The following is a 15,742-nucleotide window of genomic DNA, read 5'->3' as shown; positions in this document are numbered from 1 at the left end:
TTCCAACAGAACTCTCTATCACAAAACAGTTTCCTGGCGGGAGTCTTCGTGTCCATCGGTTCGGCAGCACCGCTGTTGCTCATCGAGCGGCTGATCATGACTTTGTCCAAGGAGGCGTGACGCACGCGCTGCCCGGCTATCTGCCCCGTAGCGGGAGCCGGCGCGCGAGTACCTACCGCCACCGCCACCCGCTACCGCCATCCGGTCCGGATCGTCACGTGCGCCGGGAGCGCCGGACAGGTCGTTCTGGCACCGGCAACTGGCTGGGGCGGCTCACGATGACGACGTCGGTGATATCGGGCATCTTCAGCAGGGCGTTCCGGGTCGTTCCGTGCTCTTGCACGGACGCCGACTCGTCGTAGATGAACACCGCGAGCTTGCGATAGGGCTCGTTATCCGTCAAATAGCCTTGCAGGTCTTGGAAAATCTCCTTCTCGTACGTCTTGAAGTCAGCCGCCTTGCGGGCGTATTTGACTTCGATGAGCAACCCGAGCGAGGGGATGCCGAAATCGGCCCGGTAGGTACTGTGACCCAGCTTGCGCAGAGTTTCCTCGTCGACGAGGTCGTCGAAGACCGGGCGGAGGATGAGCCAGAGGATGTTCTGGATCTCGCGCTCATTCTCGATCCGCCAGCGGATCGGATCCTGCAGGCTGTCGTCGTCGTAGCGCCACTGACGCATGGCATCCTCGAACCGGCCCAGCAGCACCCCCACATGGCTGCGGCTGAGGATCAGGTCGTCCACGCTGGCGGTGATGATGTGCGCGGCGGCGCTCAGCAGCAGCGCGGCTCGTGGCGCCGAAACCTGCTCGCGGCGGTGCAGCACGAGACTGCTGAGCAGCCGGGACCGCAAGTCACGCAGCTCGTCGGGAGTGTCCAACGTGATGTCGTCGGCCGAGGCCGCGAGCCAGTGCAGACCGGCGAGTTCCACCGGGTCCTCGACCGTGCTCAGGGCGGCTCGGAGTTCGACGGCGGCGCCGACCAGGTGCCGTGCGTGCTGCTGGAACAGGCTGAGCGTGCTGGTTGTCGGCCCGATCCTCGGGGCGCTGAGAACCTCGGCCAGCCAGGTGCGTGCCTCGGGCATGGTGTCGCGGATGCTGTTGACCGCGAGAGCGAGACCCACGATCTGACCAGGATCGTTGACGAACGTGACGCCGTCTGCGGGGAACGGTTCCTTGCGCATGAGCCTCGGAAGGCCGTCGGCAAGGTGCTCGCGACCAGTCTGCGAAGTGCGAGAGGGGAAGCCGGCCAAACCGAACCCGAGGATCGCCAGCCCAGTGGTCTGGCCGAGCCGGCCTCGGTTTTCCTGCAACCAGGCAGGCGTCATGGGATCGACGTTCCAGGTAAAGCCCATCCGGCGGCCGCCCAGGACGTGGTGGGCAAGCAGCCCATCTAGGTTGCCCGGCCGGTTCGCGCCCAGGATCGCTTGTTCCAGGTCGGTGACCTGCGCGGCCAACAGATGGTTCATCGGGCCGGTGGTGTTCGGCAATGTCAGAGGAACCACCTGCTCCAGCGCAGCTTCGTCGCAAGCGTGTCGGCGTTCCAGTTCTTCACGTGCCTCAGATGACCCAGGAGGTCGGCGATCAGGTCGGAGTACAGGATGGTGACCGGTTTGCTCGACGGGTACATCCGGCGCCACGACATCGAGGTGAACCGGAACACCTGGCGTGCCAGGTACTCGATGTCCCTGAAGGTCGATTCACGGTGAAGGTTCAAGAGGAGGGGCCGCGGTGCGCCGTGCGTCGGGCTCTTCAGGTCCATCGGCCCGCTGACCGAAAGCAGCATCTGGTTGGGACCGATCGCCACGGCGTAACCGCGATCGGGCACGTAGTGTCCCTTGGCTCTGCTGGTCCCTCGGGAGACACCGGCGGAGGCACGGTCGAACATCACCCAGTCGTGGTCGATGCCCACGTGCACGAACGCGAACTCCACCTTTGTGTACTGGCCGGTCAGGCTCGTGATGAGGTTCTTGACCGCTTGCGCCTCCGTGTCCTTCAGCGGTTTGAACACGTGGAAAACCAGCCGGACCTCGTCCTCTTCTTGCCAGGCGTTGCGTGCTTTGACGTCGTTGATGCACTCGGTCAACGACCTCAGGAGTTCGCGGGGGTAGTCGTCATAGTCCGCCTCGCGAGATCTGCTGGAAAGCAGGTAGTTGCCGTTCGCGCTGAACACGGTGGTGATGCCCACGATTCGTTCGGCCTCAGTGGTGCGGTCCGCCTGAACGTGGGCGCTGCCGATCCCGATCACCAGTTCGTGGGTGAGTGTACGAGGGGCGGAGATCACGAAGGGGATGCCGCCGAGCTTGGCGTAGCAGGCCAAGGCGATGGTGTTGAGTGCGTGCGCGACGGTCGGCGACTGAGTCGTCTCTATGCGGATCTCCTGCACCGGGACGCCTTGGCCCATGAACGCCGACTTGGCGACCAGATAGGGGCTGTGGTTCCCGGTCAGGTGAACCTGAGCCTCGCCGGTGATGACAATCGCCAAGTCGACGTCACCGGTTAGCAGGGCCGCTTGACACGCTTGGTGGTACGCGCGGGCATCGGTGAGGTCGCCGTCGAAGGGCTCCAGGTGGACGTCGCAGCCGCCCAGGTGAAACTTGCGGATGAAGCCTTGGCTGAAGACCCCGCCACCCGGGACGCCGTGGAGAAACTTGGTCACGAACTGCTCCACGATGCCCTTGTGGGCGCGGGGCATCACCACCGCGATCCTGGGCTTCTTTTTGGCGAAGAACTCCACGTCGAAGGGACCGAACGCGTCAAGTCCCCGATCGACGGAGCGGTTCTTCTTGTCACCGGCTTGGTCGAACGAGAAAGTCGGCTCGTCGTAGTGGCTCCAGACGACCTTCTTCGCCGCGTCCGACGAGCCAATCGGCTGTTCCAGGGTCACTGACACCCCGTGGGCGATGTCGATTGGGTGCTGGGACAGCTGGCCGGCGATTTCGGTGATCTTCTTCAGCCGTCCGGCCGCACCCAGGAGGGCGAAGGTCTCGTGCTCGAGCCGACGGACGATCCGCGCCCCGTCGCCACCTGTCAAAGTGGTGATCATGGACGAGAAAAATTCGCGGCGGCTTGCCGGCCAGGCCGCGTCGGCAGGAACCCGCTCGGCGCCGATAGCGTCCCGAAGTACCAGTTCGGCGCCGTCGACACGATCGACGGTGCCAACGTAGCGGCGAGTGCCGTACGGGTCCATATGGGGAAACGGCTGGCGGGTTCCGTCATCGGCGACCACGCTCAGACCACGGACGTCGATGCCGCGGTTGATCAGTTCCGCGACGGTAAGGTCAATCTCGTACCGGGTCTTCAGGTCGATGAGGACACCCGGGGCGCCCGCCGCGCCGACGATCCGGCTGTTCAGCGAGTACTGCGGGTAGACGTGCAGATCCACGAGGCCGTTCGGCCGGCGATCACCCGCCGCCGTGACAAGCAGGTCTTTACCCGGCAACCGCGACACGAAGTTCACTCGATCGGGTCGGCGTAGCTGGTAGCCCCAGCCGACGACCAGTCGACGCAGAGCGTCTTGGACTAGTCGGATCGTGAGCGACCGGTGCTCCGGTACGGCGAACGTCGTGGGCGTACCGTGCTGCACGACATCGCCGCGCAGTGGAACGCAGGCGATTCCTTCCCGGGTCCTGAGCACGCCATGTGTCTCCGCCAGGTCCGCCCTCAAGGCTTTCAGCTGATCGGGCGACTCGAAGTCGACCAAACCGCCCTCGAACGCCAGGGCGGTGAATCTGATCGGCATGAAGTTGAGCGCCAGCTGAGGTCTCCCCGACCTTCGTACGTCATTCACGCCTCGTTTCCCCTCGTGATCCGGCATAGCGACCTGGGCGCACTGGGACGAACATTGTAATTATCTCACCCGTCGAGTCGTCGGGTCGCGACCGTGATCGGTGATTCCCCTGATCTCAGGCAACCGAGGAGACGTTCCCGGCGGCGCGCTACTTGCGGAGAATGCGGCGGCCGTGGTTGTGCTTGCCGGCGATCCAGTCGAGGTCGGCGCAGGTGGGGTGCGTCCTTCCCGGCACTCGGCCTTGTGGAACTCCCACATCCGTTGTTCAGCCGTCTTGTCCACAGGTTGATCCAGGTCTGTGGACAACTCCTCCGGAGATCCCTCCTGGAGCACACTCGTCCGCTGGAGCTCGATCCGCGCGAGTCAGGAATCTCCCGGTCACCTCCGGATGACACAGGTCGATCAGGCCAGACGACTTCGAGGACGTACCGGCGGCCATCCATGGCGGACTGCAGACGCCGAGAGTCCTTGAGCTTTGGCGCCGTGGCGGCCACGAAGGTCGGCTCGCCTCTGGCGAGAAGATCGCGCGTGAGCGCGAGCAACTGCTGGTCACGTTCGACCGTCGACAGATGCTGTCCGCGCAGCTGGCCATAACTGTTGATCAACCGGTGGTCTTCCGGGATCGTGAGCATCAGCTCGCCTCTCACGGAATCGGGATATCTGCTGGTGCTACCAGGTGCGCCTGTCATCGAGCTCCTCGTCTCGGCCGATCTCCCGGCTGATCTGGCGTTCCGCGGCCGAGGCGAGAGATTGGTAGAACTGGTGCTCGACGGAACCACGCGGAAGAGTGGAGGCGATCTCGTTGGCCTTGTCACGTTGTTCGACATCTTCCGGGAACGGCTGACCAGGTGTGCCGATGCGGGTGCCCCGGATCAAAGCCGAGTGCACTCCGCTGCAAATCGCTTCGAGGTAGTCGCTCCCTAGGCCGTCTGCCGCTTTCATGCAGGCGACGACGAACTCGGTGTTGTTCCAGATGAAATCTCGCGGTGCGTGGCCCAGGATCGCGGCTACGGCGAGCATCTGCTCTCCGGCGCCGGAGTTTGCGGCGTCGGACAGCAACTTCGAGACCTGTTCTTCAAACGGTCCAGCGACTGCGTTGAAGATTTCCGTGCCCGTCTGGCTTCGGCTCCATGACTGCGGCGCCTCGGCGATCCACATGATGACACGTCGCAGCAGTCGCTCGAAGTCCCTGCTGTCCCGGAAGTGCAGCGAGGTGTCCCAATGAGACGGAAAGGCATCGTAGTCCGTAGGTGACGGGTGGTGTTCGTATGTCTCGGCGCGGCGGAGAAGAAGGTCGAGGACTTGTTCAGGTTGTGCTGCCGACAGTTCAGCCAGGAGGGTGGTGATGTGGTAGTCGTCGATGGATGGGCACTGGCGCAGCTGGTCGAAGAGGTCATCGATCTCTGCGTCCGTCAGGTTTTTCCATCGCGCTGCATTGGGCGTCGCGAGCAGTGCGGCGACTTCGGCGGCCACAGAAGGGGAATCGGCGAATCGGACGTTGGTGATCAACTGGAGGGCTAGTTGCTGGTCGCCGTCGATCGAACCCGCAGCTGACACGGCCAGCCGACGTACCTCCTGATCGTCGTGGCCGATCAGGTCGAGGAGCAGGGCTGATTCACCCTCGAGCAAGGTGGATCGGCGCCCGCGGCCCCACCCGAAAGCCTGCGCGACAGCCCGGGTGTCGACAATGTTCGGTGTATCGACCAGTGCCCTCGCAAGGTTCATCGCTTCGTCGGGAAGGGAGTCGGCAACCATGCCCAGCGCTGTGGGGACTAGATCACGCAGGATGTCGATCGATCCGGAAGCCGCCGGATCCGCCTTGGTGCTCTCCGAGATGAGACGGCGAATCAGCGTCACACCCACTTCTGGGTGGCGTCTCACGAGCGACCACACGAACGGAATCGGACTGGCCGCCGTGGGGCCGAACGCGTAACGATCGAGAGCGAGCCTGCGGTCAAGGTGATCGATCACTTCGTTTGGTGACCAACGACCAGTCACGTCGTCGGCCACCTCTTCGAAGTGGATTTCCTTCTTCTCCTGCCACGTATCGTAGTCGTCGGAGTCATAATTGGACGGACGCCAGCCGTCGTGCAACACGTGCGCAAGACGGTGCTCGATGCCATCAGGCAGAGCCTCAAGAACAGCCAGGGCCGCTGGACGCGTTTCCGTGGTGCTGTAGCGCGCGTGCCACCGCACGGCCTGACGCACCTTCACAACCACGACTGGGTCGAGCTCTGGGAGGCCGGCAAGTCCTGTGAGGTGATGGAGAACGTCAACAAAAGAGGACGTCCACCTCGCGCGTTCCTCGGCGTCGACCTGACGGCCGTACATTCCCCTCGGGTAGTGGATCGCGGAGCCCAGGGCCTCTACGGCTCGCACGGCACGACGGACATCGTCCTCGCGTGCTTCCTTCAGTGCAAGATCGATGATGCGGTCGCGATGGGGACGAGCCCACTCCGGGTTGAGCGAATAGCCTCGTAGCTCGAGGGACAGCCCGTTCGATCGTCGTTGTTCGAACTCGGTGGCCAGAGCGGGTTCCAGCACAGCAAATGGCGAGTAGCGGTGCTCGGCGACTCGATCGTCGCGCAGCCAGCGCTCAACCGCGCTGATCATGCCGTCCTGGAACTCCGCAGGCTTACCGACGGCGTACTCGGCGAGCTCGGTCAGCAGGCGCATCGGGTGTTCCGGGCGTTGGTGTGGCGGCCGGTCGTCATCGCGTGCCAGTTCCCACAACAGGTCGGCAGCTTCGGCCAGGTGGTCCAAGCTGTACGCTGCGCGATACAGGATTGCCGGGATCTCGAAGATGACCTCCTCGTATAGGGAGACGTCGCCCGAATCGGCGCTCCTGCTGGCTTCAGCCCGGACGTTCAACGCTGTGTGGACCAGCGCAATCGCGTGTCTCGGCTGGAAGACGGCAACCTGGCGGACAGCCTGCAGGATTTGAAGCCGCACGGACGTCGTGCCGGCCTCGTACTCACGGGTCAGCGCGGACCAGAGAACATCGACGGCTGAAGCCGCGTTCTCATCGGGGCGTCTGGTCTGCCAGTCCACCCGGCCGGCATTCACGACAGCATGGGCCAGCGGAGCTCCGGAGGCCGCGTCACACACACGCTCCAGATAGCCGGTCGACGTACCCGACGGCCCGTCGACGGCGGCGTCGGCGAGCAGCACGTCGCCGAGCAGGTCGGGAACGATGCGCACGGACTGCGCTCGGCGGAGTAGCACGCCACTGTCCTGCAGGGCTCGCAAGTGCGGAACCACCTGGTCGTACGGCCTGCCGATCACCGCGGCCGCGACGGCTTGAAATTCGGGCTGATCGAGCCGGAAGGGCTGTAGGACGGCCACCAGCTTGAGCACTTCGCGCCGCAGTTCCGCATCCCCGCCTGGAGCGGCGGCGGCGACATCCCCGAACGTTTGAAGGATCTCGTAGCGGATGTCCGAGCTGGCTTCCAACCGGTCGGGAGTCAGGTCTCCTTTCGCGATCAACGCGGCGCCGACGACGATCAAGAGCGGGCAGTCTGACGCCAGGGCCGCCAGCCGAGGCGCCACCCGCGATCCGAGCTCGGGTCCGAGCACACCGCGTGCCAACGTTTCGGCGTCGGCGATGGTCAGATCGCCGAGTTCCCACGTCGGCACCTCCGACGGTCGCGCACCAACTTGCCGGAGATCGCTGTGTAGCTGCGGAAGCCCGTACGGTCGCAACGACAGCAACACCTTCGCACTCGGCCGGAACCGCCTGATCCCTGCGGTCAGCGTGCCGACATCGGACCGATCGTGCGCATCGTCGATGACGACCATGAGCCCCTGGTCGGGTGGGAGCACCTCGAAGTCCTTCGGCGTGACGCTCACGCCCGTCGAAAGGAACCGGACCGTGGCTGACCTTGTTGTCTCGAACTCCTCGGTTGCCGCGCGGAGCAGCCGGGTCTTGCCGATCCCGCCGCGCCCGACGATGACGGCGATGTCCGACTCGGAGCCCGTGGCGAAACCCGACAGGTCGACCAGTTCGCTCGCCCGCCCGGCGAGGTCCCACTCGTGCGAGTAGATGCTGCCCTTCGCGAACGGACGGAAGAACTCGTCGGCAGTCAGCCACGGACCAGGGGAGGAGACACCGAGGAACGGCTCCCGCCAGCCAGGAAAGTAGGTGTCCACGAGTCGGACGGCGGCGTCGCGATCCTGAAGGGATCGCGTTTCCCGAGACAGGTCGTCGATGTCCCAGAGGGCCCACTTCGGCTGGTGCTTGGTGATCTCCTGCCGTGCCTGCGGGCTCGCGATGCGGGTCAGGAAGATGAAGCACCGATCGACCTTCGTCGTCAGCGCGGCGACCGCCTTCTTCACCTTCGCGGGACCGAACGACTGCTCGCGTTTGCACTGGATCCCCGTTGACGTGCCGTCGGCGTGGTTGACGATGACGTCGATCCCGTCCTGCGTGTGGCCTTGCCCGCCGTATCGATGCACCTGTGAACTCGGGTGCAGGGCTTGTGCGAGGTCGGCGCTGAACTGCTCGAAGACGTCGGGCGGGAGCTCATGCAGCGGGAGCCTTGGGCTCAGCGGGCGAGCTGGCGGATTCACTGTGGCGGCCGCCGCGCGGGGCTGGCGCGCGTCGCGGACCTCATCGACACCGTCGATGTCCAGCTGGAGCAATTTTGCGACCTGGGACGCCACGTCTGCAGGTGGGGACGACCTGCCGCGCTCCCAGTTGCTGACCGCCTGCTGGCCGACGCCGAGACGCTGAGCCAGGTCGCGCTGGGTCCAGCGACGGGCTGACCGCGCCCTCCGGACCGACTCGCCAAAGCTCTCGTTCATCTCGTAATCGTACGCCTGCCATGCGTACGGATTCCTGAACGGGCTAGGGCTGCGTTGGCGCGGGGCTCCACTGGGCCTGCGCGTTGCGCAGGAACCGGGTGACCTCGGGGGCGGCTCTTGGTCCCCGGCTCGCGTCCGCCAATGCCTTGCCCAGGCAGCGGACGGCGTCGGACCGCCGGCCCGCCGCGGCGAGGCTCGCGGCGTGCTGGTAGCGGGTGAACAGCGTTTCGGTGTCAGCGGCGCCGGACGTGGCGAGGTAGTCGGCGGCGAGCTCGGCGAACAGGTCCGCAGCGGTGTCGTAGTCGCCGGACAGCCCGAGGTAGGTGGCGTGCTGGTGCCTGCTGACGATCGTGTCCGGGTGTACTCGGCCGAGGATTCGGGGCCCGGTCGGCGACGACCTCCTCGAACCGGACGGCCGTGGCGGCGTGCTGTCCGGCGCGGCCGAGGTAGCCGGTTTGCTGGTGGCGGGCCAGCAGGGTCTCGGGGTCGTCACCCAGGTCGAACATGGCCGTCCGGTCGTCGATCAGCGCGCCGAGCAGAGCGGTTGCCTTGACGTACTGACCGGCTGCGCCGAGCGCGTCGGCGTGCCGGTACCGGACCTTCAGCGTCGTGGCGTGGTCGGTACCCAATGCGGTGACGCACTCGGGGAGGACGGCGGCCAGCAGCCGGGCCGCTCCGCGCGGGTCTCCGGCGAGCCCCAGGTGGGCGGCCCGCTCGTAGCGGGTGGTGAGGGTTTCGACGTGGGCACGGCCCAGTAGCTGCGTGCAGTCCTCCGCCAGGGCCGCCAACAGGGAGGCAGCGTCGGTGAGCCGGCCAGCGAGACCGAGGTGCACGGCGTGGTCGCGCCGGGTCGCGAGGGTGCGCGGGTCGGCGGGTCCGAATTCTGCGGAGCGCTGCTCGGCCATCCTGGCGAACAAGGCCGCCGCTTCGGCCGGACGTCAGGCGTCGGCGATGCAGCGGGCGAGCGCGTCCGGGGCTTCCGGGACACCGCCGGCGGCTGCTTTGGCCAGCCCTGCTTCAGCGTGGTCGTAGTGCCCCTGCTGGTGCGCGGTGAGGCTGATGTCGTAGCTCAGCTCCGGCGAGGCTTTCGCCAGCAACGTCCGCCAGGTCGGTGCCGGGACCGGATCGGCGACCGTGTCGGACGAGGTAGTCGAAGGCGCGGTAGCCGTCGCCGGTGGCGATGAACAGGCTACTGGTCGTCTCGGGGACCGGCTCGACCGCCCAGGCCAAGCCGTCCTCGAAGGACTCGGGTTGCAGCCCGGAGCCACCGGCCCGCGCCTCGAGGTAGTGCTCGTGGAGCCTGCGCAGAGTCCGCTCGGCGACCGCGCCGAGCAGGCCGGCCCGCTGGCAGTCGACGGCCGCGGCGACGATGGCGGCTCCGCGCGGATGCCGTCCCAGAGTCCAGCCGTCATGCCAGTCGGCCAGCAGTTGAGGGCCTGCGGTGAGCACCTCCCCGACGCCGAACTCGGCGGCCTGTTCGATCGCTTTGCGCAGCCGCGGGTCGGCGGCGAGCTCGCGCGCCCGGGCAAGCTCCGCTTCGGTCCAGTGCCGGGGTAGGTCGAGCCGGTGGGCAAGGCGCAGGACGTCCCGGCCCGAGCGGGCCAGCGGTCATGCCGGAAGCCTAGGGCGGGGGACCATAGTTCGTCAGCCGTTCCCGGTCGGGCGGAAGCCGATGAGTGTTGCGGTCGATGAACGCGAGCAGGGTCTTTCGGGGCGATGAACCGGCGCGAGCCGCCGGCGACGTGCTCGATATCGCCGTGGTTCATCAGCTAGTACAGCGTCGACGGGCTCGGCCTCGACGACGTCGACCTCGGAAGCGAGGTGCAGTTACCCATCCGGGTGATCTTGGCTTGCCCCGCGGCGGAGCAAGGTCGCGGGCCAGGAAAGGCGTGAACCTCTGTTCAGACGCTGGCTCGGATCCTGTCATCCGAGCGAAGGAGCTGGCGCTATGAGCAGCCGGTCCACTGATAACAGCCCGTTGACCATGTTGCAGAAGGAGTTCAGCCACCCCCGCGCCGTTGCGCGGTTCGACCAGGCCCTCCACGGCTGGTCCACCGAGGACACTGCACTTTCGGACGTCGCATCCCACGAAGACCTCGTTGCCATCCTGGCCACACGCGACTACGAGCGACACGACGAGGTGCTCCACGAGCTTCTCGTCCGGGCCGCCGTCACGAACCCCCGCGGTGTCGCCGCGACCGAAATCGTGGTCAACGCGATGCTGCCGGCCGTGCCGGGCATCGTTGGCCGGGTCGTCCGGGCGGTTCGAGCCGCTGGTGGTGCCGTCGGGCTCCGGAGGGGCGTGACCGGTGGTGGTGTCTCGAGCTCGGAAGAGAGCCGCGATATCCAGGCGGCGGTGATCGGGCACCTGTGGGAGCAGACACGCTGCTACCCGCTCCGACGCCGGCATCACGTCGCGGCGAATCTGATGCGGGAGACGCAGCGCGCGGCTCAGCGGGACTTCGGTGTCGACCACAGCCAGGCCGCTGCGGACCTCGTCAGCATCGACGACGAGGTGCACCGGCCGCTCGCTGCTGTTCCGGTTGAGCTGGGCGCCTCGGAGGAGCTACTGGAGCTGCTGTCGTGGGCAGTCGATCAGGAGCGGCTCGACGAGCACTCTGCCACCATCCTGACCACGCGCTACTTCGGTGACCCGGTCGGCCGCGACGGTGTCGCCACGGACCGCCAGATCGGTGCTTTGATCGGGCTGAGCCAGCCGACGATCACCCGACACCGTCGACGCGCCGTCGAGCAACTCGCTGACGCCGTCGTGGAGTTCCCTGGCCGCGACCTCCCCTGGGCTGTGTGAATCACACCGTGCCGGTAGCTGCGTGCCTTCGACCAGCAAGCTCATGTGGCAAGGGAGGTCGTGTCGTGTTTGGTCGTCGCGGCCGCAGCGAACCCAGCCGGAAGGCGTTGGCAGAGCTGCTGCCGGATGCGGATGCCGAGTCCGCGATCCGGGGCGCGAGTCGCCGGGCCGGGCGGGTGGCGGCCTGGCTGGCCGTCCTGGCCAGCCCGCTGCTGACGATCGCCGGGCTGGTTGTCGTCCATCCAGCGGGTGCGCCGTCGACGCGGGACGGCGGCGCACCCGCGAGCTCGGCCTCGCCGGAAGGCTGGGCCGAGATGTACGTGCGCTCCTGGCTCACGGCGACCCGCGACGACTCCGCCGAGCTCGAGATCTTCTACCCGCCCGGCATGAAGCCGCAGCGAGCCATCGGGACGCAGGTGCCGATCGACACCGCGGTCGTATCGGCGACGTCGCCCGCGGCTGGAATGTGGTCTGTCGTGGTGGTCGCGGACGTGCTGATGCTGCAGCCGGACGGCAAGCGCACTGCGTCCCTGCTGTGCGCTCAGGTCGCGATGACCGGGAGCGGTGACGCCTACGTCGCCACGTCGTTGCCCTCGCTGGTGGCTTGCCCCGGCACCCTCGGCGCCGCCGCGCTCGCCTATGACGAGGTCGCCGACCCGGCTGGACCGGTTGGGCAGTCGGTTGCCGGGTTTCTGGGCGCCTACCTGGCGGGGCAAGGGCAGCTGGACCGGTTCGTCAGCCCCGGGGCAAGCCTCGCGCTGCCGGAGCCGGCGCCGTTCGCTGCCGTGCAGGTCGTCGAGGTGCGGACGCACGAGAAGTTTGAGCCGGGGCAAGCCGCGAGGCCACTCGACGGGACCGCTGTCCACTGCCTGGTGCGTGCCTCGGCATGGGATGCCACCGGGCAGAGCACGCCGGTCGACTACGCGCTGGCGCTGGTCGCGCGGGCTGGCCGGTGGGAGATCAACCGCATCGATCCGGCGCCGCTGCTGGCGGGTCGGTAAGCGAGGAGAAGTCCGATGATCGTGCTGGCTGCGGACGTGAAGTCCTGGATCGACACCAACCTGGCCTGGGGTGACCAGTCCGTTCGCCGGCTGATCCTGCTGGCCGCCGTCGTCGGCGGGATCGGGCTGCTGATCGGCACGCGCGGGAACTTCACCCGGGCGATCAAGTACGGCGTGATCGCGGCGATCTTCCTCGGGATCCTGCTGAACCTCGACGGGGTGGCCGGCATGTTCGGCGCCTGGTTCACGCATTGACCGCGCCGAAGGGCCGTGGCGACGTCCTGGTCGGCCGCTCTTACACCCGCTCGCGTCGGTTTCCGCGGATGTTCGGGCGGATGCCCGGCCGCGACGGCGGCTACCTGCCCGGCGGCCCGTACACCGTCACCCAGGGCGCGTTGTTCCTGGTTCTGCTGGTCGTGGTGTGGAAGCTGCCGCTGCTGGACTGGCTCGGCCCTGCTCGCTGGGGCCTGCCGCTGTCGGCGGTGTTCCTCCGGCGCGCCCGGATCGAATCGCGCACCCCGCTCGGCTGGCTTGTCGGCCTCGGCACGCACCTGCTCGCCCCGACGTCCGGCACGCTCGGCCGCCGCCCGTACCGGCCGGCGCGACCGGAACGGACCGGCACCGCGCTCTACGTGCACCTGCGCGACGAGGTCGAGGCACCGCCGGTGTCGCCGCTGCAGCTGGTGCTCGCCCGGAGTCGGGAGCGGTGATGGAGAGCCCGGTGACCGACGTGGCGGGCAACCTGCTGTTCTGCGCCGACGGCTCGATCTGGGCGGTGTGGCGGGTGCTTCCGCACGAGAGCGCCCGGTCGACGGGACAGCAGCTTCGGGAGCTCTATGACCGCACGGTGACGTTGATGAAGTCGCTGCGGGGCGAGGTGATGATCGCGTCGCTGTGCGAGCAGGTCCAAGCCCATGCGATCGTGCAGCGCTGCCTTGACGGCATCGATTTGGACGCCAACCCGCACTGGGCGGAGACCGTTCACAATGCCTGGGACCAGCTCGACACCCTCGACGTCCTTGGCCGCAGCTACTGGCTCGCCAAGCCGCTGGCCGGGCATGGGTGGCGGGAGGCCACCCAGGCCCTGCTCCGGGCGACGAGCGCAGCGCTCGGCGAACAGCTCGGTCTCCCGACCCGGTCGACGTCGGCAGCCGCGGTCGCGGCTAGTCGGGAACGGGCTCGAGTCGCCGCGCAAGAACTCGGCGGTGCCGTTCCGATACGGCCGGCGACGGAGGCTGAGCTGCTGTGGTGGCTCTGTCGCGCCCCGGTCCGTGGCGTCGACGAACCCCAGCTTGACCGCGCCGCGGTGCACAACACCGGCGCCACGGTACGACGGGGGAGCGGACGCGCGCGGCTGACAGTGCTGCGGAGCTGCGTGTTCGACGAGGGCGGTCGGACCGACCCGGCCGAGAACCGGGCGGGTTGGGGGCTGCTGGGGTTGCTGAATCGCCGGTTCGTCAAGTGCGTGACCCCGCACGACGACGGCGCGATCGCCAGCTACCAGGCCTACCTCGTCCTGGCGGAGATGCCCCGGGCCTTCACCTTCCCCGGCCACGAGATCCTCGCCCGGCTCGCCGACATCGGCTTCGGCGTCGATTACGCCCTGCGGATCACCGCCCGGTCCAATGAGGACGCCCGCGCCGCCAATCGGCGTCGCACGCGGGATCTGATGAGCCAGGACGAGGAGCACGCCGGCGACACCGCGGGTGTTCCAGCGGATGTGGTCTCGGCGCAGGAGGAGATCCAGCACAAGAACGCCCGCCTCGGCGCCAGCTCGACCGAGATAGACCTCGAGGTCGGCGTGGTCGCCTGCGTCTGGGGCCAGACCGCTCGGGACGTCGATGCCCATGCGAAGGCGCTGCGGCAGGCGTTCCTGGGCGGGGAGTATCGGTGGGAACGCCCGCTCGGCGGGCAGCGGCAGCTCTACCAAGCGATGCTGCCGGGCAGCCGGACGCCGATGGTGGTGCGCGAATGCAGCCAGAACCTCCTGGCCACCGACGCCGCGATGCTCCTGCCGGTGTCGGCCACCGACTTCGGCGACCCCGCAGGCGCGCTGTTCGGGTTGACCGTTGACGGCGGCGCTATCGCTCCGTTCCTGCTCGATCCCACGTATGGCCCGACCCACGACTCGTCCGGCGGGATCGCGGTCATCGGGGAGCTGGGCGCCGGCAAGTCGGTGGTCCTGAAGAACGTCGCCGCGGTCGTCCGGTTGATGCTCGACGGTCGCGTCATCGTCATCGATCGCACCCGCAGCCGCGAATGGGCACCGGTGGCCGCCGCGCTGCCTGGCGACGCGCAGATCGTCGACATCATCGACCCTGGCCTCGATGATCGGCCCGCCGCGGCCGAGCTGCGGCATTCGTGCGATCCGCTACGCGTCTTCAGCAGCACCAGCAAGTCGAGCACCGGTATCGCTGAGACGTTCTTCGCGTCCTGGCTCGACCTGGAGTCGAACTCCGCCGAGCGAGACGCTCTGGGCCGGGGCCTCGACGACGTCAGTGGCCTTCCGGATGCGTCCAGCAATCGGCTTGTCGACACGCTCCGCCGACAGGGTGGACAGGATCCCGCGGCTCGGGCGCTCGCGGATCGGCTCGAGCGGCTGCGGCGCGATCCGATCACTCGGCCGATCTTTGATCCGGAGTTGGCGCCGGTCGATCTGTTCGGTGCGGACATGGTCGTGTTCTGTACCAACGAGATCCCGCTCCCGAGCGCGCTGGAGATGAGCAATGAGCGGATGGCCGCGCGGATCCCGCCGCGCAAGTTGTTCGGCTGCGCGTTCCACCTGTTGATCGCGGCGATCGCGAAAGAAATCTGCTTCACGCCCGGACGCTGGGGCGAGTTCATCTGCGACGAGGCGTATAACGTCACCGGTACACCCGAGGGGCAGCAGATCGCGCTCGAGTTTGTTCGCGACGGCCGCAAGCACGGCGCCGACGCCGCGTTCGGCTCACATGCCCCGCAAGACCTCGGCGATGACGTCCTGCGGGGACTGATCGCGGTGCGGTTCCTCGGCCGCCACCGTGACAACGGCTTGGCCCGCGGCGGGCTGGCGTGGCTCGGTGTCGACCCCGGCGACGCTCGCTACCACGAGATCGTCACCAAAGACCTCTCGCCGCTGAACCCAGCCGGTGGAGAAGACGAGCGCCGAGCCCGAGCCGGGGAATTCCTCGTCCGCGACCACGCCGGCCGCGTCGGCAAGGTCAAGGTCCTCACCCAGCCGTACCGCACGCTGCCGGACGCCGTTCTGACCACGCCGGCCGTCACCCGCGGCCATCACGCGCATTGAACATCGCCCAGCGGGCCGTGTCTCAACTGGACACGACGAGGCTGGAGGCGACGGGCG

The 15,742-nt window shown here is 67.4% G+C and carries 11 protein-coding genes; 6 read left to right on the top strand and 5 right to left on the bottom strand.

All coding sequences use genetic code 11. The annotated features are described in order from the left end of the window. Positions 1 to 214 precede the first annotated feature (214 nt). The 5 genes from AB0J40_RS29025 to AB0J40_RS29005 all read right to left on the bottom strand — a co-directional run bounded on the left by AB0J40_RS29025 (position 215) and on the right by AB0J40_RS29005 (position 9,686). Entirely contained in the window at positions 215 to 1,486 is a 1,272-nt protein-coding gene (locus tag AB0J40_RS29025; protein WP_364458747.1) for a hypothetical protein, read from the bottom strand. Between the two features lie 2 nt (positions 1,487 to 1,488). Beyond that, on the bottom strand, positions 1,489 to 3,738 hold the full coding sequence (locus AB0J40_RS29020; RefSeq protein ID WP_364458744.1) for a Piwi domain-containing protein: 2,250 nt from the start codon (positions 3,736 to 3,738) through the stop codon (positions 1,489 to 1,491). Positions 3,739 to 4,455: 717 nt separating this feature from the next. Beyond that, positions 4,456 to 8,589 carry a helix-turn-helix transcriptional regulator gene (locus tag AB0J40_RS29015; RefSeq protein WP_364458741.1) on the bottom strand — a complete coding sequence of 1,378 codons (4,134 nt, stop codon included), beginning with the start codon at positions 8,587 to 8,589 and terminating at the stop codon, positions 4,456 to 4,458. Positions 8,590 to 8,632: 43 nt separating this feature from the next. After that, the gene (locus tag AB0J40_RS29010) at positions 8,633 to 9,082 is read right to left on the bottom strand and encodes a tetratricopeptide repeat protein (RefSeq protein WP_364458738.1); all 450 of its coding nucleotides are present in this window, start codon (positions 9,080 to 9,082) and stop codon (positions 8,633 to 8,635) included. Positions 9,083 to 9,527: 445 nt separating this feature from the next. After that, on the bottom strand, positions 9,528 to 9,686 hold the full coding sequence (locus AB0J40_RS29005) for a hypothetical protein (protein WP_364458736.1): 159 nt from the start codon (positions 9,684 to 9,686) through the stop codon (positions 9,528 to 9,530). 37 nt (positions 9,687 to 9,723) lie between these two features. On the opposite strand from AB0J40_RS29005, the gene AB0J40_RS29000 reads away from it, so the two are divergent. The 6 genes from AB0J40_RS29000 to AB0J40_RS28975 all read left to right on the top strand — a co-directional run bounded on the left by AB0J40_RS29000 (position 9,724) and on the right by AB0J40_RS28975 (position 15,685). Further along, positions 9,724 to 10,146: a hypothetical protein gene (locus AB0J40_RS29000; RefSeq protein ID WP_364458733.1), complete on the top strand. Its 423-nt coding sequence runs from the start codon at positions 9,724 to 9,726 to the stop codon at positions 10,144 to 10,146. A 391-nt stretch (positions 10,147 to 10,537) separates the two neighbouring features. After that, a complete protein-coding gene (locus AB0J40_RS28995; protein WP_364458730.1) occupies positions 10,538 to 11,398 on the top strand; it encodes a hypothetical protein in 861 nt (286 codons plus the stop codon). A 107-nt stretch (positions 11,399 to 11,505) separates the two neighbouring features. Continuing rightward, positions 11,506 to 12,399 (top strand): conjugal transfer protein, encoded by an 894-nt coding sequence (locus AB0J40_RS28990; RefSeq protein WP_364458727.1) that lies wholly within the window; start codon positions 11,506 to 11,508, stop codon positions 12,397 to 12,399. A gap of 15 nt (positions 12,400 to 12,414) precedes the next feature. Beyond that, positions 12,415 to 12,654 (top strand): hypothetical protein, encoded by a 240-nt coding sequence (locus AB0J40_RS28985; protein ID WP_364458724.1) that lies wholly within the window; start codon positions 12,415 to 12,417, stop codon positions 12,652 to 12,654. 80 nt (positions 12,655 to 12,734) lie between these two features. After that, entirely contained in the window at positions 12,735 to 13,109 is a 375-nt protein-coding gene (locus tag AB0J40_RS28980) for a hypothetical protein (protein WP_364458721.1), read from the top strand. Between the two features lie 11 nt (positions 13,110 to 13,120). After that, a complete protein-coding gene (locus AB0J40_RS28975) occupies positions 13,121 to 15,685 on the top strand; it encodes an ATP-binding protein (protein ID WP_364458718.1) in 2,565 nt (854 codons plus the stop codon). Positions 15,686 to 15,742: the final 57 nt, after the last annotated feature.

The sequence above is a fragment of the Amycolatopsis sp. NPDC049691 genome, assembly GCF_040675005.1.
Classification (GTDB): Bacteria; Actinomycetota; Actinomycetes; order Mycobacteriales; family Pseudonocardiaceae; genus Amycolatopsis.
This window is presented reverse-complemented; position numbering and strand designations above follow the sequence as displayed.